The 17,967-nt window shown below is 70.4% G+C and carries 18 protein-coding genes; 9 read left to right on the forward strand and 9 right to left on the reverse strand.

Annotation, left to right across the window (positions count from 1 at the left end; genetic code table 11):
- The 3 genes from AB0D31_RS33345 to AB0D31_RS33355 all read right to left on the reverse strand — a co-directional run.
- A partial coding sequence (locus AB0D31_RS33345; RefSeq protein ID WP_362730252.1) for a hypothetical protein occupies positions 1-210 on the reverse strand: 210 nt, incomplete at its 3' end.
- Between the two features lie 44 nt (positions 211-254).
- The gene (locus AB0D31_RS33350; RefSeq protein WP_362730255.1) at positions 255-1,253 is read right to left on the reverse strand and encodes an inorganic phosphate transporter; all 999 of its coding nucleotides are present in this window, start codon (positions 1,251-1,253) and stop codon (positions 255-257) included.
- A gap of 7 nt (positions 1,254-1,260) precedes the next feature.
- Positions 1,261-1,881 carry a DUF47 family protein gene (locus tag AB0D31_RS33355; protein ID WP_053729022.1) on the reverse strand — a complete coding sequence of 207 codons (621 nt, stop codon included), beginning with the start codon at positions 1,879-1,881 and terminating at the stop codon, positions 1,261-1,263.
- Between the two features lie 317 nt (positions 1,882-2,198).
- Between AB0D31_RS33355 and AB0D31_RS33360 the strand changes: the two genes are divergently transcribed.
- Positions 2,199-2,642: a metal-sensitive transcriptional regulator gene (locus AB0D31_RS33360; RefSeq protein WP_362730258.1), complete on the forward strand. Its 444-nt coding sequence runs from the start codon at positions 2,199-2,201 to the stop codon at positions 2,640-2,642.
- A gap of 204 nt (positions 2,643-2,846) precedes the next feature.
- Here the strand turns inward: AB0D31_RS33360 and AB0D31_RS33365 are convergent, their stop codons facing one another.
- Both AB0D31_RS33365 and AB0D31_RS33370 read right to left on the reverse strand, forming a co-directional pair.
- The gene (locus AB0D31_RS33365) at positions 2,847-3,038 is read right to left on the reverse strand and encodes a hypothetical protein (RefSeq protein ID WP_362730259.1); all 192 of its coding nucleotides are present in this window, start codon (positions 3,036-3,038) and stop codon (positions 2,847-2,849) included.
- Positions 3,039-3,189: 151 nt separating this feature from the next.
- Positions 3,190-3,981 carry a hypothetical protein gene (locus AB0D31_RS33370; RefSeq protein WP_362730262.1) on the reverse strand — a complete coding sequence of 264 codons (792 nt, stop codon included), beginning with the start codon at positions 3,979-3,981 and terminating at the stop codon, positions 3,190-3,192.
- 113 nt (positions 3,982-4,094) lie between these two features.
- Here AB0D31_RS33370 and AB0D31_RS33375 point away from each other — a divergent pair, with 113 nt between their 5' ends.
- Together AB0D31_RS33375 and AB0D31_RS33380 are read left to right on the forward strand one after the other, a co-directional pair.
- Positions 4,095-4,274 carry a hypothetical protein gene (locus tag AB0D31_RS33375; protein ID WP_362730265.1) on the forward strand — a complete coding sequence of 60 codons (180 nt, stop codon included), beginning with the start codon at positions 4,095-4,097 and terminating at the stop codon, positions 4,272-4,274.
- 220 nt (positions 4,275-4,494) lie between these two features.
- Positions 4,495-6,072: an FAD-binding oxidoreductase gene (locus tag AB0D31_RS33380; protein WP_362730267.1), complete on the forward strand. Its 1,578-nt coding sequence runs from the start codon at positions 4,495-4,497 to the stop codon at positions 6,070-6,072.
- 25 nt (positions 6,073-6,097) lie between these two features.
- Here the strand turns inward: AB0D31_RS33380 and AB0D31_RS33385 are convergent, their stop codons facing one another.
- From AB0D31_RS33385 to AB0D31_RS33395, 3 genes are all read right to left on the reverse strand, one after another.
- Entirely contained in the window at positions 6,098-6,802 is a 705-nt protein-coding gene (locus AB0D31_RS33385) for a phosphatase PAP2 family protein (protein ID WP_362730270.1), read from the reverse strand.
- 202 nt (positions 6,803-7,004) lie between these two features.
- Entirely contained in the window at positions 7,005-7,997 is a 993-nt protein-coding gene (locus AB0D31_RS33390; protein ID WP_362730293.1) for a bifunctional lytic transglycosylase/C40 family peptidase, read from the reverse strand.
- A 238-nt stretch (positions 7,998-8,235) separates the two neighbouring features.
- Positions 8,236-9,249, reverse strand: coding sequence for a trypsin-like peptidase domain-containing protein (locus AB0D31_RS33395; protein ID WP_362730273.1), 1,014 nt, complete (start codon positions 9,247-9,249; stop codon positions 8,236-8,238).
- 459 nt (positions 9,250-9,708) lie between these two features.
- On the opposite strand from AB0D31_RS33395, the gene AB0D31_RS33400 reads away from it, so the two are divergent.
- The 6 genes from AB0D31_RS33400 (at position 9,709) to AB0D31_RS33425 (ending at position 17,174) form a co-directional block, all read left to right on the forward strand.
- Positions 9,709-10,017 (forward strand): hypothetical protein, encoded by a 309-nt coding sequence (locus AB0D31_RS33400; RefSeq protein ID WP_053729027.1) that lies wholly within the window; start codon positions 9,709-9,711, stop codon positions 10,015-10,017.
- A gap of 192 nt (positions 10,018-10,209) precedes the next feature.
- A complete protein-coding gene (locus tag AB0D31_RS33405; protein ID WP_362730276.1) occupies positions 10,210-11,076 on the forward strand; it encodes a hypothetical protein in 867 nt (288 codons plus the stop codon).
- Positions 11,066-12,463 carry a hypothetical protein gene (locus tag AB0D31_RS33410; protein WP_362730279.1) on the forward strand — a complete coding sequence of 466 codons (1,398 nt, stop codon included), beginning with the start codon at positions 11,066-11,068 and terminating at the stop codon, positions 12,461-12,463. Before AB0D31_RS33405 ends, AB0D31_RS33410 begins: the two co-directional genes overlap by 11 nt.
- Complete coding sequence (locus AB0D31_RS33415) at positions 12,460-14,007, forward strand: SCO6880 family protein (protein WP_362730282.1); 1,548 nt, start codon at positions 12,460-12,462, stop codon at positions 14,005-14,007. The genes AB0D31_RS33410 and AB0D31_RS33415 overlap by 4 nt, the downstream gene beginning before the upstream one ends.
- A gap of 19 nt (positions 14,008-14,026) precedes the next feature.
- Complete coding sequence (locus AB0D31_RS33420; RefSeq protein ID WP_362730284.1) at positions 14,027-15,451, forward strand: ATP-binding protein; 1,425 nt, start codon at positions 14,027-14,029, stop codon at positions 15,449-15,451.
- A 1-nt stretch (position 15,452) separates the two neighbouring features.
- Positions 15,453-17,174 (forward strand): type VI secretion protein, encoded by a 1,722-nt coding sequence (locus tag AB0D31_RS33425; RefSeq protein WP_362730287.1) that lies wholly within the window; start codon positions 15,453-15,455, stop codon positions 17,172-17,174.
- An 83-nt stretch (positions 17,175-17,257) separates the two neighbouring features.
- On the opposite strand, the gene AB0D31_RS33430 is transcribed toward AB0D31_RS33425, so the two are convergent.
- The gene (locus AB0D31_RS33430; RefSeq protein ID WP_362730290.1) at positions 17,258-17,815 is read right to left on the reverse strand and encodes a GNAT family N-acetyltransferase; all 558 of its coding nucleotides are present in this window, start codon (positions 17,813-17,815) and stop codon (positions 17,258-17,260) included.
- Between the last annotated feature and the right edge of the window lie 152 nt (positions 17,816-17,967).

The following is a 17,967-nucleotide window of genomic DNA, read 5'->3' on the forward strand; positions in this document are numbered from 1 at the left end:
CGGGGCTCCGCCCCGGACCCCGTTCGCGCCTGAAGGGCGCTCGTCCTCAAACTCCCCCAAGGCCTCAAGGGCCAGGGGCCATGACCGGTTGAGGTTGTTCATGCCGGCCGGCACCGAGTACCCAAGGGGCGCGGGGAACTGCGCGAGCAGCCCGGCACGGCCGGCGTCGAAAAGCGGACCCAGGGGCGCCGCGGGGAACTGCGCGAACAATCCGGTACCGGACCGCAGGCGAACGTGGCCCAGCCGCACCCCGGCTAGCCGAAGAAGACCCGTACCACCAGATAGCTGAGCGCAGCGACGAGCGCCGCCGCAGGCATCGTGATGAACCACCCCAGGATGATGTTCTTGGCAACACCCCACCGCACCGCGTTGACCCGCTTGGTCGCCCCCACACCCATGATCGCCGAGGTGATCACATGCGTCGTGGAGATCGGCGCCTGGAACAGGAACGACGAGCCGAACATGATCGACGCGCCCGTCGCCTCCGCGGCGAAACCCTGCGGCGGGTCGAGTTCGATGATCTTCCGGCCCAGCGTCCGCATGATCCGCCAGCCACCCGCGTACGTACCGAGCGACAGCATCGCCGCACACGCGATCTTGACCCAGATCGGGATCTCGTCCCCGGCGGACTGGACGTCGGCGATGGTCAGCGCCATCACCACGACACCCATGGTCTTCTGCGCGTCCTGAAGACCGTGGCCGAGCGCCATGCCGGCCGCGGAGACGGTCTGGGCGATACGGAACCCGCGCTTCGCCTTGTGCGGGTTCGCCTTGCGGAACATCCACAGGATCGCGCACATCACCAGGTAGCCGACGCCCAGGCCGACCACCGGTGACACGAACATCGGGATGACGATCTTGTCGAGCACGCCGGACCAGTACACGGTCGTACCGCCCGCGAGGGCCGCGCCGACCATGCCGCCGAACAGGGCGTGCGAGGACGACGAGGGCAGTCCGAAGTACCAGGTGACCAGGTTCCAGATGATCGCGCCGACCAGCGCCGCGAACAGGATGCCCATCCCCTTGTTGCCCTCGGGCGTGGAGATGAGCCCCTTGCTCACGGTCTTCGCAACGCCGCTGCCGAGGAAGGCACCGGCCAGGTTCATGACGGCGGCCATCGCCAGCGCGGCCCGCGGGGTCAGCGCCCGCGTCGAGACCGACGTGGCGATGGCGTTCGCCGAGTCGTGGAAGCCGTTCGTGTACGTGAATCCGAGCGCGACGCCAATGGTCACGATCAAAGCAAAGGTGTCCATGACTGGGTCAGGACTCCTTGACGGCGATGGTCTCCACCGTGTTCGCCACGTGCTCGAACGCGTCCGCCGCCTCTTCGAGTACGTCCACGATCTGCTTGAGCTTGAGCACCTCGATGGCGTCGTACTTGCCGTTGAAGAGGTGGGCGAGCAGCTTGCGGTGGATCTGGTCGGCCTGGTTCTCCAGCCGGTTGACCTCGATCCAGTACTCGGTCAGATTGGACATCGTCCGCAGGTTCGGCATGGCCTCGGCGGTCAGCACGGCCGCCCGGTTGAGGACCTCGATCTGCTGCTCGACGCCCTTGGGCAGCTCCTCCACGTTGTAGAGGACGACCAGGTCGACGGCCTCCTCCATGAAGTCCATGATGTCGTCGAGGCACGAGGCGAGGTTGTAGATGTCCTCGCGGTCGAACGGCGTGATGAAGGAGGAGTTCAGCTGGTGGAAGATCGCGTGGGTGGCATCGTCCCCCGCGTGCTCCGCTGCCCGCATGCGCTCCGCGATCTCGGCCCGGGAGGCGGAATCCGCTCCGAGCAGTTCCATGAGGAGCTTCGAGCCCGTGACGATGTTGTCCGCGGATGCGGAGAACATGTCGTAGAAGCTCGTCTCCCTGGGGGTCAGACGAAAGCGCACGTGGGGTCCTCGGAGTGCTTGGGATTCGGTCAGGCTGATGCTAGGCGCATCATCCGGCCACGGCTAACCGGCGTTCTTCAGTGTCGCCCATCAGGCACAGTGATCAGCACGGGCCCCCGCCCGGAATACGAAAATTCGTTATCCTATACCCATGAGGGGTATCCAACTCCTTGTCCTGCACGGCAGACCACCACGCGTGCGGGGCCGACCGTGCAGGGGGCGGCCGTGTAAGGGCCGGCATCCGGCGGCAGACTCATGGCACGCACGGCACTTATGGCACACACAGCGCGCACGGCAGCAGACAACGGGAGGACGCGATGACGACCACCGAGGCGCCCGGCCCCCCGGTCGAGGACTCTTCAGCACCGCCGGCACCGCCGGCCCCGGCGGCCCCGGCGGCCCCGGCAGCTGCGGCGGCCCCGACCGCCCCTGCGACCGCGGTGACCCCAGCGGCCCCGGTGACCGATCACGACCGCGGGGTGCACGGGTACCACAAGCAGAAGGACGAGCACCTCAAGCGGCTGCGCCGGATCGAGGGGCAGATCCGCGGGCTGCAGCGGATGGTCGACGAAGACGTCTACTGCATCGACATACTCACCCAGGTCTCCGCGTCGACCAAGGCGCTGCAGTCCTTCGCGCTCCAGCTCCTGGAGGAGCACCTGCGGCACTGCGTGGCCGACGCGGCGGTCAAGGGGGGCGATGAGATCGACGCGAAGGTGGAGGAAGCGACGAAGGCGATCGCCCGCATGATGCGCACGTAGGCGGCCGGGGGCCGCCGTCGAGCGGGCCGGTGCGGAACGGGGTTACCTGGCACCAGCTCCCCGCGCCGCGCAAGCCCGCCCTCGTCAGGGGGCCGTGGACCCGCGCAGTTCCCCGCGCCCCTTGCAGGGCACCCGACACCCGGCCCAGGCCCTACGGGCCTCCTTGTGCCCGGGGGGCGGCGCCCTGCGCCCAGGAACAGAGCCCTACCGGCGGGGCCAAGGGGGGTCGGGGGGTCGGATGGGCTGGACCACGTTCAGGACCTCGTCGATCAGGTCGGGGCTGAGCCGGTCCCCCTCCGCGGCGGACGCCGCGATCATCAATTCCCCGCACAGCTCGATCTCGACGAGGGCCACGTGGTCCTGGACGGTCACACCGCGAAGCGAAGCCACGCACATCACCCCTTCCTCGACCTCTTCCCGCCGTCAGTCGGCCGCCCGCTCGCCGTCGTCGGCTTCCTAGCGTAGGGAGAGGGGTACGCACCGCGCATGGCACGGACGGACCATTTCCGCCACCCCCGCCCCACCTGAGGGGGCCATTTCTGGCTGATTACGGCTGGATCTTCCCGTCGAAGATGTCCCGGGCCGCCGGAAGCCGTACCGTCGCGGGCGCCCCGAACCCGTACAGCAGCGTCGTCGACGCCACCGCCACGGGCCGGCCACGGTTGACGTAGCTGAACCGGTGGCGCACCTTGCACAGCCGTCCCGACGCGTCGAAGTACGCGTCGAACGGCACCGCGCCCTTGGAGAACCCTTTCGCCACCGTCGCCGGCAGCGCGGCGCTTCCCCGGTAGTGGCGCACCGTCACCCCGGCCAGCTGCTCCTCGCCGACGTACGTCACATTCCGGGCGCCGCGCAGGAGTTCGGCGGCCACGTACGGGTCGGTGGCGCCGCCCGTGACCAGGTTGCCGTCGGCCAGCGAGGCGGTGTCGACGCGCACCCATTTGTCGGCGGGCACCCCGGCGCCCCGGTTCTTCATGTAGAGCGCGCCCGGCGCGAGAAGCTCGGTGATCGGCCGGCGTTCGTCCACGCCCCGGGCGTCCTCGGGGAGCGTCACCGTCAACTGGCCGCTCCGGTGCCGGAAGTCGTACGTTCCCTCGCCGCGGATCGTCACGCGGGTGCCCCCGGTGGCCATCTCCATGGAGGTCGTGACCCGCGAACCGGCCGCCGCCACCAGCCGGTCCGCGGCCGTCCGTACCGTCACCGCCGGGTCGGCCGGGGCGCCACTCGCGATCGCGGTGTCGTCCGTGCCGCACCCGGTGGCGGTCGCGAGCACCCCGCCGACCACCAGGGCGGTCACCATCGCGCCCGCTCGCCCCGCTCCGTTCCGCTGCACCACCATCGCCGCCCAACCCCCAACGCCCTCTGGCCCGGGCCGCGAGAGACGGCCTGGCCCCTCCCTCCTAACGACCGCGGTGGGGCCCCCGTCACGCACGCCCGCAGTACCGTGGTGCGGTGCCCCACCAGACGACCGTCACGGAACGCGGAAGCTTCGCGATCGCCCGCTGCGGCTGTGGCTGGGTCGGCCCGGCCCGCCGCAGCCGCGACAGAGCTCGCACGGACGCCGACACCCACGCCACCGACACCCCGTCCCTCCCCATCCCGTCCCTCCCGAACGGCCCCGCCACCAAGTGACCCCGGGGCGCCTCCCGGCTCCCCCCGTACGCATCCCGGCCGCGCAGTTCCCCGCGCCCCTGGACGGGCGCCCTTGCCAGGGGTGCCCAGCACAGGCAACCTCCGCCCGCCCGGCAACCACTCGACGCCGCCCCGCATGGGGGTGAGGGCCGGTCGGTTCAGGTGGGGGGTGGGTGGGAAGGAGCCAGCCCAGCGCCCCACACGCCCCCTGGGAGCCCCCATGCGCCGCCGCACCCTCCTCACCGCGACCGCCGGCGCCGCCGGCACCGCCGCGACCGCCGTCGCCACCTCCGGCTGCGGCGGCCCCCCGCACCCCGGGCCCGCACCCGCGCCGAGCCGTACGGCGGCGGCCCCCTCCCCCGCGCCGAGCTCCTCCGCGCCCGCGGACTGGACCGCCCTCGCCCACTCCCTCGAAGGCAAGCTCATCCGTCCCGGCGACGCCGAATATGCCACGGCCCGCCAGCTCTACAACACCCGCTTCGACACACAGAAGCCCGACGCCGTCGCATACGTGGCCCACGCGGCGGACGTACAGGAGTGCCTCGCCTACGCCCGCGCCCACCGCACCCCGATCTCCGTCCGCAGCGGCGGCCACGACTACGCGGGCTGGTCCTCCGGGACCGGGCGCCTCGTCATCGACGTGTCACGGCTCAACTCCGTCTCCGCCGACGGCACGGTCGGCGCGGGCGCCCGCCTCCTCGACGTGTACACCGGCCTGGCGAAGAGCGGCCGTACGATCCCCGGCGGCTCCTGCCCCACCGTCGCCGTCTCGGGCCTGACCCTGGGCGGCGGACACGGGGTAACGGCCCGCGCGTACGGACTCGCCTGCGACAGTCTGACCTCCGTCGACCTGGTCACCGCCGATGGCCGGAAACTGACGGCGAGCCAGAAGCAGAACCCGGATCTGTTCTGGGCCCTGCGCGGCGCGGGCAACGGCAACTTCGGCGTGGTCACCGGCCTCACCTTCCGTACGCACGCCGCGCCCCAGGGCGTGACCGCCTATCTGACCTGGCCGTGGCGGCAGGCGCAGGCGGTGGTCGGCGCCTGGCAGGAGTGGGGCCCGGACCAGCCCGACGAGATCTGGTCCGCCGCACACCTGTCCGGGGCGGCCGGCGGCGGCAACCCGACCGTCACCATCGCCGCGTTCTCGCTCGGTTCCTACGGCGATCTCCAGAACGCCCTCGACCGCCTCGCCGACCGCGCGGGCGCCTCCGCCTCCTCGGTGACCCTGCACCGCACCGGCTTCCAGGACGCGATGCTGCTGTACGGCGGGTGCTCCACCTACAGCCAGGCCCAGTGCCACCTGCCCGGCACGACCCCGGGCCGCTCCCCGCAGGGGGCGCTCCAGCGCGAGACGTACGCCGCCAAGTCCGACTTCTACACCAAGGCGCTGCCCCAGGACGGCATACGTCAACTCCTCGGCGGGGCCGAGGAGTTCACGCACATCGCCGCGTCGGACAACGGGGGCGGCGGCACCATCGTGCTCACCGCGCTCGGCGGCGCGGTCAACCGGGTCGCCCCGGACGCCACCGCCTTCGTCCACCGCACCTCGCGCGTCCTCGTCCAGTACGTCGCGTCCTGGCGGCCGGGCACATCGGGTGCCGCACAGCAGGCCTGGCTGACCCGGACGCACGACGCGATGCGCCCGTACGCCTCGGGCGCGGCGTACCAGAACTATCCGGACCCCTCGCTCACCGACTGGCGTACGGCCTACTACGGCACGGCCGCACCGCGCCTCGCGCAGCTGAAGAAGCAGTACGACCCGGGCAGGCTCTTCGACTTCCCCCAGGCGCTCTGACCCGCGCCGCCCCGCTGAGCCGGCGTCAGGCCGCCAGGTCGCGCTCGGCGGAGCCAGGCCGCTCGACCGCGCCGCCGGCCGCGGCCGGAACCACCGTCAGGGCGCGGCGCGAGTGCACGAGCAGTCCGAGCCGCCGCGAGCGGGCCACGGCCGCCACCACCGGGGTGAGCAGCAGCTGGGCGAGGGGCGCGAGGAGCAGTGTGACGGCGGTGCCGAGCGCGAAGCCGCCCACGACGTCGGTCGGGTAGTGGACGCCCATGTAGACCCGGCAGAACCCTTCGAGCAGGGCCAGCCCGAGCGCGATCAGGCCGAACTTGCGGTGAGCGACGAAGAGTCCGGCGCCGATCGCCATGGCGAGGGTGGCCTGGTCGCTGACGAACGAGAAGTCGCTCTTGCCGCCGACCAGGACGTCGAGCCCCTTGTGGTCGAGGAAGGGACGCGGTCGTTGCACGAAGTCGCGGATGGGGATGTTGACGAGGACGGCGATGGAGGCGGCCAGCGGCGCCCAGACGATCCCGGCGACGGAGACGACCGCGGACTGCCGGTCCTCCGCGCGCCGCACGCTCCACCAGCACCACAGCACGACGAGCACGAGGCCGAGCAGGATGCCGTACTCCCCGACGAAGGCCATGGCGCGGTCGAGCCAGGAGGGGGCGTCCTTGGCGAGTCCGTTGATGTCGTAGAGCAGGCCGACATCGGGATTCGCTCCGTCGAATGCGAGTCCAGCCATGCTGCGGCCCCTTGCCTTGTTGCGTCCTGCTACCAACCCCCGTGGTCAGTACGTACATCAGTCACTGTCCAGGGAACGCCCTTCTGGGCCGCCTCGTTCCACTCTCCACTGAATGATCACGCCGACGTTATCGAAGAGAGACTCATCGTCGCAGCTCAGGGCCTTGGCTTCACGGAGAGTTCAAGCCACCGGAAGGCTTGGTTCAGGCACCGGGCGTGGGCGTCGGCAGGGCAGCCGCACCGTCCTTGGTGACCCGGGTCGCGCCGAAGTAGTCGGGCGCGTCGATCTTGTCGAAGCGGATGACGGCGCCGGTATAGGGAGCGTTGATCATGTAGCCGCCGCCCACGTAGAGCCCGACGTGGTGAATGGCCCGCGAGTTACCGAGGTCGGTCGAGAAGAAGACCAGGTCACCGGGGAGCAGTTCACCCCGCGCGGGGTGCGGGCCCGCGTTGTACTGGTCGTTGGCAACGCGCGGCAGCGTGATCCCCACACTCTGGTACGCGGCCTGTGTCAGCCCCGAACAGTCGAACCGGCCGCCTTGTTCGGCCGTCCCCTCGCCGCCCCACAGATAGGGCGTCCCGAGCTTCTGCTGCGCGTAGTAGATGGCCCCCGCCGCCTGCTGGGAGGGCTGCACCCGACCGACGGGCGCGGCAAAGCTCTTCTCCAGGGAGCGGATGGTCTTCACATAGCCCTGGGTCTCGCTGTACGGCGGAATCCCGCCATATTTGATGACGGCGTACGCACCGGCGTTGTAGGCGGCGAGCATGTTGTCGCTCGCGTCGCCGGGCACGTCCTTGACGTACTTGGCCAGTTCACAGTCGTACGAGGCGGCTGACGGAATGGCGTCCGCGGGATCCCAGATGTCCCGCTTGCCGTCGCCGTTGCCGTCGATGCCGTGGGTCGCCCAGGTGGCGGGCATGAACTGCGCGATGCCCTGGGCGTTGACCGGGCTGACGGCGGTGGGCTTCCAGCCGCTCTCCGAGTAGAGCTGGGCGGCGAGCATCGCGGGATTGAGACTGGGGCAGTAGGCGCCCCACTTCTGCACGAGCGGCTGGTAGAGGGAGGGCACGGCACCCTTGGCGAGCCCGACCGCGTTGCCCGCGGCGGAACCGAGCCCGGCGGCGGCCGAGTACGTACCGACGACGAGCAGCGCGATGAAGCTCAGGCACACCCCGAACCCGATCCCGCCGACCATCCAGACTCTGCGCACCCCTCAACCCTCCCCCATCGAGGCGCGGTTCACCGCCACTTCGCCCGCACTCGTGTCGCACTCGTGTCGGACCCTCGCTCATTCAGCCAGGAACCCTGAGTGCCACCACGTGAGAAATGTCCGGCATTCCGCCAGGAACCCGGCGCATCGGCAGGTGGGGGGTGTCCGGCATTCCGCCAGACACCCGGCGAGCCGTCACGTGCACGTGGGGGACGCCCGATTCTCAGGGCAACAGGCGGGCGCAGACCACCGCCTGAATCTTCGTCACCAAGGCCGCGATCGCCTCGGGCGCAGCGACCCCGTCATTCCCGTCGCCCTTGCCACTCGCGGCACTCCCGGCGCCCCCGGCGCTCACGTCACTGCCGGCACTCCCTCCGCTCGCCGTGCCCGCACCGGACGCGGGCGCCGCGGGTGCGGCGGGAGGCGCGGGCGTCCCGGACGGCTTGGGTGCCGGCTTCAGAGTGCCCGCCGCCTCCGCGAGCTGGTAGAGCGACTTGGTGACCGACCCGAAGACGATGCTGTACGAGACGTCGGGTTCGTCGCCGCCGAACTCGTACCCGCCGATCACCCCCGCCACCGCCCCGCCCTCCACGACCCAGGGGCTGCCGCTCGTCCCGCCGGGGTAGCCGGGGCAGTCGATGCGCTGCTGGGTGGACCCGTACGCGACCGACGTGTTCGTGCAGACCTGCGGAACCTCGGTGTCGGACGGGTAGCCGGTGACGGTCACGGTCCCGCCCGTCGCGCGGCCCGTGAAGAGCGGGGCGCCGCCCACCACGTCCTCGACCTGCTTACCGTCGTCCGAGCCCGGCCCGAGCACCGCGAAGGCGACGTCGCTGTCCTGGTCGCCGTCCTCGTTCCAGCTGTCGGCGGCGTAGACCGACTCCACCGGCCAGGTCCCGTACGGCGCCGAACCGTCCCGGTAGGCGGGCGCGAACACCGTCCCGCCGTCCTGCGACCCGTCCGTGGACAGGCAGTGCGCGGCGGTCACGATGAGATCGTGCCCCGCGCTGTGCACCACCGACGCGGTGCAGAAGTGCCCGCCGTCGAGATCTCCCTTGAACAACGCACCCACCCGGGCGTCGGCCGCCGAGGCAGGCGCCGTCGTGGTCTGGCCCCTTGCCGCCGTCTCATGGGCGCCGTACGTCGGCAGGGCCAGCAGAACGGCCGCCGCCGACAGGGCGCTGAACCTTCCGCGCCGCGTGGCGAACTTCCTCCCGGAGATGCCAGTGCGCTTCATACGTGCGGCTCCTGGTGGTCGGCGGCCTACTTGCGGAGTGCGAGAACACTCTGACTCTCGCTTCCCCCGCTGAGAACGACCATGAAGCTTTTCTGAGAAGTTTCTATGAACCGGCCCGCCTTCTTGAGGCCTGCCCTCTTGAAGGCCGCCCTCCTGAAGGCCGCCCGCCCGAGGACCGGCCGGCCAGCCGCGGAGCCCGCCGACACGACGAACGGCCCAAGGGTGTAACAACGACAGTCATTGCCCGGAGTCACCCTGCGTGATACACAGAGTGACCATACGCGTTTCCGCATACACCGGTTCACCGCAGGTCAGGGCGGTGAACCGGTACTGCCGTGCGGGGGCGGGTAAAGAGAGGCGTGAAGGCGTCCTACTCCGGCGGTTTCATCAGCGAAGATAGAACCTGACCCATGCCGTGCGGCAGGGGCTTCGAACTACCCGACAGGGGCGGTGAGTTACATGTACCTGGCAGCCGGAAAAGGCGACATCACCACCATCATCGGTGGAATCGCCCCCAACTGGGGGCCGTTCGGGACGCTCGGAAACGAGGCCCGCATCATGGTCGAGGTGGTGATGGCGGTCGCCATCCTCCTCTGCCTCGGCATCGCGGTATGGGGTGCGGCCAAACAGCGGATCGGAGCGACGGCGCTGCGCGACACCTTCAGCGCCGAACAGGGCAAGGGCCTGATCGTGGCCGGCCTGACCGGAGTCTTCATCATCGGCTCGCTCGGCACGCTCTTCACCATCGTGTACGGAATGGCCGTCTGACCCCGAGTCAGGCGAGCCGCCGTCCCTTCCGTACCTCCCACACCATCCGTCCGTCGTGCCCACCGGCAGAGGTTGCGTCCCCCTGATGTCGAGTCACCACACCGCGCCCGCGCGGGAACCAGCACGGCTACCGTCGTACTACGCGGAGTCGTACTACGCACCGCGCACGGTCGAGGTCGAGGGGGCGCAGGCATGAGTTTCGATGACGAGCCGGGCCACGGCGGGGCGGACTCCGGCCACGCCGACGACCGCTTCAGCACGCTCGGCGGCACCCGCCAGACCCGTACGCGCCTCCCGGAAGGCCCCGGCGACACCTACGGCGGCACCCGCCGCCCACCGCGGACCTCGCGCTCCCTGGTGATGGTGGTCGGCGTCGTGGTCCTCCTCATCGCGGCGATCGCCTTCGCGAACCGCGGCAGCGACGACGCGGGTTCGTCCCCGGACAACGCCGCGAAGCCCGGCGCAGCCGGGTCGACCGCGGCCACGGGCACGAAGCCGGTCACGGGCAAGCAGTCCGGCATCGCGTCCGGCTTCCCGCAGAGCGAGCAGGGGGCGCAGTCGGCTGCGGCGAATTACGCGGTGGTGTTGGGGTCCGAGGGCATGTTCAACACGAGCCGCCGACACGACATCGTGAACACGGTGTACGCCCCCGAGGTCGCTGCGGCCCGCCAAGGGGACCTCGACAAGGTGTACTCCGGGAAAGACTTTCTGACCCGTATCGGGCTCAACCCGGACGGCACGTCCCCCACCGGCGAGATTTTCATCTCCCGTTCCAATCCGGTCGGCTCCAAGGCGGACAAGTTCAACGGCACCACTGCGACCGTGTCGGTCTGGTACTCGGCGCTCTTCGGTCTGGCCGGCGAAGGCTCCAAGAACCCGGTCTCCGAGAGCTGGTTCACCAACACGTTCCAGCTGAAGTGGACCGACGGGGACTGGAAAGTCACCGACTTCACGCAGAAGGACGGACCGGCACCCGTCGGCCGTGACCAGGCCGCCGCCTCCGCCAAGGACATGACCGACGCCGTAGAGCAATACGGAGGGTTCACCTATGCCCGGTAAACCGCCCCGTCCCGCTCTCTCGATCGGTGCCGCGCTCACGGCCGTCCAAACCGCCGCCATCCTGCTCGCCAGCAGGGCGTATGCCGCGCCCACTCCCACCCCAAGCGGGTCGCCCGGCGGCAGCCCCGGCCCGAGTCCCAGCCCGAGCAACAACGCCTGTGACTTGATTCGCGGCCCCGCCAGGGACTACTGCGAGTCAGGCTCCAGCAAAGGCGGCGGCCAAACCATCGGCCCCGACACAGGCGGCGCAGCCGACCCCCTGACCTCCCTCTCGAAGGGCTGCGCCGACGCCGCCGTTTGGGTCGTCAACACCCTCTCCAAGTTCGTGAAGACCGCCGCCAAGGTGGACTTCACCGACCCCGCCTTCCTCGGCCGCTACGCCATCGTCTTCGCCGCCGCCACGATCCTCACCCTCGTCCTGTGGCTGCTCGCCGTCGCCAAGCGCGCCATCCGCGGCGTACCGCTGTCGACCGCGATCTCGGAAGCCGTCGGCTTCCTGTGGCTGACCGTGCTCGCCTCCGCGTTCACCCCGCTGGTCCTCTACACCGTCGTCAACGCCACCGACGCGGTCACCGATGTCATCGCCGCCGGTACCGGCGACCAGACCGATGTCTTCTTCGGCTCGTTCTCGGCCGCGCTCAAGAAGGGCACGGACATCGGCGGCGGCCCGATCATGCTGATCGTCGTCTCCCTCGTCACCATCCTCGCCGCCGGCGTCCTCTTCCTGGAGCTCTACATCCGCGCCCTCCTGCTGTACGTGGGCGCGCTGCTCGGCGTCGTCGTGTACTCGGGACTCGTCGACAAGAACATGTGGGGCCACGTCCGGCGCTGGGCCGGGATCATGATCGCGATCATCATGGTGAAACCCATCATCGTGATCGTCCTCAGCCTCGCCGGCGCGCTCTCCGCCGGCAAGGGACCCGACTCCTTCTCGGCCGTCGTCTCCGGCCTCGCGATCATCCTGCTCGCGATCTTCGCCTCCGGCATGATCTACCGCTTCGTGCCCGGCTTCGGCGACGAGATCGCCTCCGCCCGCTCCAACCGCAAGCAGGCCACCAGCGGCGCCCAGGCCGCCGCCATGGTCTCCTCGCCGGCCGCCCTGGTCTCCCAGGGCATCAAGACCCACAGCAGCCGGGGCAACCAGGGCTCAGGAGGTGGCGGCGCCGCCCAGGCCCGCCCCGCCAACCCCCTGTCCGGTGGCGTGGCCGCGCACAGCAGCCGGGGCTCCGGCGGCGCGACCGGCGGCGGAGTCGGCGGCGGATCTGTCCCCTCCGCCGCACCTCCGCCGCGCAGCGGCAACGGCCCCACGTCCGGCTCGCCCCACACCCACCGCCGCAACTCCGGCGGTGCCGCAGGTAACAAGAACACGGGAGGTGGAGGGCGTTGACGACCCAGTCCCAACCGGTCGCGCCCCGCCGTACGTATCTGATCGGCCGCGCCCGGCCGTCGGCCGTCGTCGGCAAGAACCGGGAGACCGGCGAGATCGCGCTGATCATCGGCGGCGCGTTCCTCGGCATGATGTGCGGGCTCCTCGTCCCGGTCCTGTCGCTGCGCATCGTGCTCCTGATGGGCTTCCCGTTCCTCGCGCTCGCCGCGGTGTACGTGCCGTACAAGCGCCGCACGTTCTACAAGTGGTTCGAAATCAACCGCAGTTACAAGCGCTCGCTCCGCCGCGGCACCGCCTACCGCTCGGGTTCGCCCGAGGCAGGTGTACGGCTCGACGGACGCGAGATCGAGGTCGGGCCGCCACCCGGCATCGGCCACATCACCTGGCTCGCGGCGCCCTTCGGCCCCGACGAGATCGCCGTCCTGCTCCACGCCGACCGGCGTACCGTCACCGCCGCCATCGAGATCGAGGGCCCCGGCGTCGGCCTGCGCGACAGCGAGGACCAGGAGGCCCTGGTCGACCGGTTCGGCACTCTGCTCAAGCATGTCGCCAACGGGGACGGCTTCGTGACGCGCCTTCAGATGCTGGCCCGCACCCTGCCCGCCGACCCCGACGCCCACGCCAAGGACGTCGCCCAGCGCGGCGACACCAAGGCGCCCGGCTGGCTCCAGGAGTCCTACGAGCAGCTCCAGTCGATGGTGTCCACCTCCAGCGAGCAGCACCGCGCCTACCTTGTCGCCTGCATGCAGTACAGCCGTGAACTCGCCGCCGAGGCCCACGCGATGGCCCGCGCCGCCAACCCGCACGGCCGCAAGCTCGACCGTGACGCCGGCCTCGCCGTCGTCATGGCGCGTGAACTGACCGACATCTGCGCCCGGTTGGCGGAGGCCGACATCCGCGTACGCCAGCCGCTCGGCCAGAGCCGCCTCGCCTCGCTCGTGCACTCCATGTACGACCCGGACCACCCCATCGACCACATCCAGGCGATGACCAAGCGCAACGCCTGGCCGGCCGAGCTCGACGCCATGGAGCCCACCTTCCTCCAGGCCAAGACCCGCGAGTCCTCGACGCGGGCGCCCTGGTGCCACGCCACGGCGTGGGTCAAGGAGTGGCCGATGACCCCGGTCGGCGTCAACTTCCTCGCCCCGCTGCTCGTCCACACCCCGGACGTGATCCGGACGGTCGCCGTCTGCATGGACCTGGAGCCGACCGAGGTCGCCATCGAGCGGATGCTCACGGAGAAGACCAACGACGAGGCGGAAGCCTCCCGCGCGGCCAAGATGAACCGCACCGTCGACCCCCGCGACATCGCCGCCCACGGCCGCCTCGACCAGCGCGGCGAGGACCTCGCGAGCGGCGCCGCAGGCGTCAACCTGGTCGGCTACATCACGGTCTCCTCGCGTTCGCCGGAGGCACTCGCCCGCGACAAGCGGACCATCAGAGCCTCCGCCGGCAAGTCCTATCTGAAGCTGGAGTGGTGCGACCGCGAGCACCACCGGGCCTTCGTCAACACCTTGCCGTTCGCGACCGGAATCCGCCGCTAGTCGAGAGGCCGTACCCGCCATGCGAGATCCGCTGTCTCTCATCACCGACGCCTTCACCGCCCTGCTCTTCGGCAAGGTGGAGACCACCCGGCTGCCCGTCCGCACCTCCACGGGCCAGGCCCAGGCCGTCTACCTGCCGACCGCCGCCCCCGGCCTCGGCGACTCCGGCGTGATCATCGGGCGCGAGGTGTACAGCGGCAAGGGCTACATCTACGACCCCTTCCAGCTGTACGGGCAGCAGCTCCCCGCCCCGCACTGGCTGGTCCTCGGCGAGTCCGGCAACGGCAAGTCGGCTCTGGAGAAGACGTATGTGCTTCGCCAGTTGAGGTTCCGCGACCGCCAGGTCGTCGTGCTCGACGCCCAGGGCGAGGACGGTGTCGGCGAGTGGAACCTCATCGCGCGCGAGCTGGGGATAACCCCCATCCGGCTCGACCCGATGACCGCGATGGACGACGGCATCCGCCTCAACCCCCTGGACCCGGCGATCACCACGACCGGCCAGCTCGCCCTCCTTCGAACGATCATCGAAGTGGCGATGGGACACGGCCTGGACGAACGATCGGGTTTCGCTCTCAAGGTGGCGCACGCCTACGTCAACGCCACCATCACCGACCGCCAGCCCGTCCTGACCGACATCGTGGAACAACTGCGGCACCCCGAGGCCGAATCGGCCGAGGCGATGAACGTCGACATAGACGATGTACGGGCCTGGGGCCTCGACGTCGCCCTGGTCCTCGACCGCCTCGTCGACGGTGACCTGCGCGGCATGTTCGACGGCCCGACCTCCGTCGGCATCGACCTGGACGCGCCCCTGATCGTCTTCGACCTTTCGCACATCGATCGAAATTCGATCGCGATGCCGATCCTGATGGCGATCGTGGGCGTCTGGCTGGAACACACCTGGATCCGCCCCGACCGCAAGAAGCGCATCTTCCTGGTCGAGGAGGCCTGGCACATCATCAACAGCCCCTTCGTCGCGCAGCTCTTCCAGCGCCTGCTCAAGTTCGGCCGCCGGCTCGGCCTGTCCTTCGTGGCGGTGGTCCACCACCTGAGCGACGTCGTGGACGGCGCGGCCGCGCGCGAGGCGGCCGCCATCCTGAAGATGGCCTCCACCAGGACGATCTACGCCCAGAAGGCGGACGAGGCCAGGGCGACGGGACGGGTGCTCGGCCTGCCCCGATGGGCGGTGGAGATCATCCCGACCCTCACCCCCGGCATCGCGGTATGGGACGTGAACGGCAATGTCCAAGTGGTCAAACACCTGATCACGGAACGCGAACGCCCCCTGGTCTTCACCGACCGCGCCATGACGGAGTCCGCGGCCACGGACGACGTCCTCGCCTCGGAGCTGGACTCGCAACTCGAATCGGAGACGGAACGCCGAGCGGCCATGATCGAACGACAGATGTCCGCCCCCGACTCCTCCGAGTCCACGGTGGCCTGACATGAGCGGAACCGGAACACCGAGAGACAACCAGCGCGGCATCCCGGACTCACTCCTGGTCGGCCTGCTGGCCTTCCTCCTCGGCCTGACCGTACTGGTGTGGACGGCCACGGGCCTGGGTGGCCTCCTCACCCACGGCGCGTGGCCGCCAGGCGTATCGTTCACGCACAGCCCGATGGCCCTGCGCGCCCTGGTCACCGCCCCGCACGACCTGTCGGCGGCCTGGCCCGACACCCCGCCGCCCTCGCTCTCGGGCTACGGCCTCTTCTGGGGCCTGTTGATCGGCGAACTGCTGATCACCATCGTCCTGACGATCTTCGCCCTGGGTACGTTCACCCGCTGGCGAGCGGTACGAGCGAGAGCAAGAGCCGCCGGACACCCCGCCGCCGGCACAAGCCCCGCCGCCAGGCCGGCCCCGGGCGCGGCACCGCTCCCGCCGGCCGCGCCCGGCGAAATTCCGGCCACCGATCCTCAGCTCACCGCGCCCTACCCCGCACAGCCGATGCAGCCCGCGTACCCCGCCCAGCCGATGCAGCCCGCGTACCCGGCACAACCCGTGCAGCCCGTCACCGCCGAGTACGCGCAGAACCCGCCCGCACAAGGCGCCCCGCCCTCGGAACACGTACGGGCACCACAGCACCCGCCCACTCACCCGCACCCGTACCCCGTACAGGCTCAGCACCTCCCCGAACCCGGTCGGGCGGCTCAACTCCCGCCACCCGGCACTCAGTTCGCCGCCGGGCCCGCCCTCGCCGCGGTGGAGCAGATCCCCACCCCCCGCGCCGAACAGCCGTCGGCCTCGCGCCTGTTCTTCGGCTCTCCCGACGCCAGGAGGCCCCGGGCGCTCCAGGCCATTCAGGACGCCGAGGGCGCGGCCCTGGTGGTCACGTCGGACCCTGGCCTGTGGGCGGAGACGAAGGACGCGCGCGCCAAGCTCGGCCCGGTCCACGTCTACGACCCGACCCACCGCTGCGACACCCCGGCCCGCCTTCACTGGTCGCCCACCGCGGGCTGCGAGGACCCCGACACCGCTGCTGCGCGGGCGATCGCGCTCCTCGCCCCCGTACGCCCCCAGGCCCGCGTGGATGCCGCCATGGCGGACACCGCGGAGACCCTCCTGCGTTCCTGGCTGCACGCCGCCGCGTTGGAGAGCCGCGACGGCCGGGCCACGAAGCAACTGCACCGCTGGGCGCAGGGCACGGCCGCTCACGAGCCCGTACGTATCCTGCGAACCCACCCCAAGGCACAGAGCGGCGGGGCGGGGCTGCTGGAGTCCGCGCTCACCGCGTACCCCGAACGCCGGGAGATCGCCCAGGAGTTGACGGCCCGGGCGCTGGCCTGTCTGTCCTCGATCCACATCCGTGAAGCCTGCACACCGAACCGAGCGGATTCGCTCGCTCTGGAATCATTTGTGAACGAGGGGGGCACCCTCTATGTGGTGGGCGAAGCCATCGAGGATCCCCGGCCCGCCCCCGCCGCGATGCCCCTGCTCACGGCGCTCGCCTCAGACGTGGTCGAGCGCGGCCGCCGCATGGCCGAACGGTCATCTGACGGTCGCCTCGACCCACCAATGACGCTCGTCCTCGACGACGTCGCGGCCGTGGCTCCGCTTCCCCGCCTCCCGGAGCTGCTGTCGACCGGTCAGGACCAGGGCATGCCGCCCCTGGTCCTGCTCCGCTCCCCCGAACAGGCCCGGGCCCGCTGGTCCGAAGCTCTGGTGTGAGCCGTACGGCGTCGCGCCGGAGCTCTGGTGGGAGCCGTACGGCGTCGGACGTGCCGGTTTGCGAACCGGCCAGGACCAGCTGCTCAGGCCGGTTCGCGTACGAGCTCCATCTCCAGGTCGGTGCCGCCGGCCTCGTTCTCCAGGGGTGCGGTGAGCCCCGTCGCGATGAAGCCGATCTTGCGGTAGAAACCGCGAGCGCGCGGGTTGTCCTCGTGGACGTAGAGCCTGACGCGCTCGACGGGCGGCTCGTCCAGCGACCACGCCCACTCGATCGCTGCCTCGAAGAGCCGCTCGGTCAGGCCGACCCCGCGGTGGTCGGCGCGTACGAACACACCCACCAGGTGCGCCTGGGGTGCGGTGATGTCCACGCCGAAGATGTCCTTCGCTCCGACCACCTCGACGAGAACGACGACCGTACCCACCAGCTCACCGTCGGGCGTCTCGGCGATGAACTGCCGGGCGGAGGTGCCGTGCGAAGCCCCGACGGTCCGCTCCTGCCAGAACGAGTCCGGGCGGGCGAGAGCCTGCTCCGAAGTCTCAAGGAACGCGACGGGGGCGACCTGGTCGGCCAGCGCGACCAGGCGCAATTCCTTCATCCGCAGCCATTCGTCGGCACGGACAGGGCGAATCAAATAGTCCATGGGCTCATGCTGACCACGGCCTCGACCACGCGCAACATGTTTTGCCCCACGCCCCGGAACGCGAAAAAGCCCCGCACCGTGACCGTATTCCTACGATCTGGTGCGGGGCTTTCCCCAAAAATTGTTCGGCGGCGTCCTACTCTCCCACAGGG

It is taken from the genome of Streptomyces sp. NPDC048361 (genome assembly GCF_040651795.1).
Taxonomy (GTDB): Bacteria; Actinomycetota; Actinomycetes; order Streptomycetales; family Streptomycetaceae; genus Streptomyces.

Excerpts from the sequence above, each read along its gene's own strand:
- AB0D31_RS33385 (WP_362730270.1), bottom strand. The coding sequence starts at position 6,802 with ATGGCTGGACTCGCATTCGACGGAGCGAATCCCGATGTCGGCCTGCTC.
- AB0D31_RS33370 (WP_362730262.1), bottom strand. The coding sequence starts at position 3,981 with ATGGTGGTGCAGCGGAACGGAGCGGGGCGAGCGGGCGCGATGGTGACC.
- AB0D31_RS33425 (WP_362730287.1), top strand. The coding sequence starts at position 15,453 with ATGAGCGGAACCGGAACACCGAGAGACAACCAGCGCGGCATCCCGGAC.
- AB0D31_RS33405 (WP_362730276.1), top strand. The coding sequence starts at position 10,210 with ATGAGTTTCGATGACGAGCCGGGCCACGGCGGGGCGGACTCCGGCCAC.
- AB0D31_RS33390 (WP_362730293.1), bottom strand. The coding sequence starts at position 7,997 with ATGGTCGGCGGGATCGGGTTCGGGGTGTGCCTGAGCTTCATCGCGCTG.
- AB0D31_RS33420 (WP_362730284.1), top strand. The coding sequence starts at position 14,027 with ATGCGAGATCCGCTGTCTCTCATCACCGACGCCTTCACCGCCCTGCTC.
- AB0D31_RS33350 (WP_362730255.1), bottom strand. The coding sequence starts at position 1,253 with ATGGACACCTTTGCTTTGATCGTGACCATTGGCGTCGCGCTCGGATTC.
- AB0D31_RS33380 (WP_362730267.1), top strand. The coding sequence starts at position 4,495 with ATGCGCCGCCGCACCCTCCTCACCGCGACCGCCGGCGCCGCCGGCACC.
- AB0D31_RS33410 (WP_362730279.1), top strand. The coding sequence starts at position 11,066 with ATGCCCGGTAAACCGCCCCGTCCCGCTCTCTCGATCGGTGCCGCGCTC.
- AB0D31_RS33395 (WP_362730273.1), bottom strand. The coding sequence starts at position 9,249 with ATGAAGCGCACTGGCATCTCCGGGAGGAAGTTCGCCACGCGGCGCGGA.
- AB0D31_RS33360 (WP_362730258.1), top strand. The coding sequence starts at position 2,199 with ATGACGACCACCGAGGCGCCCGGCCCCCCGGTCGAGGACTCTTCAGCA.
- AB0D31_RS33365 (WP_362730259.1), bottom strand. The coding sequence starts at position 3,038 with ATGTGCGTGGCTTCGCTTCGCGGTGTGACCGTCCAGGACCACGTGGCC.
- AB0D31_RS33400 (WP_053729027.1), top strand. The coding sequence starts at position 9,709 with ATGTACCTGGCAGCCGGAAAAGGCGACATCACCACCATCATCGGTGGA.
- AB0D31_RS33430 (WP_362730290.1), bottom strand. The coding sequence starts at position 17,815 with ATGGACTATTTGATTCGCCCTGTCCGTGCCGACGAATGGCTGCGGATG.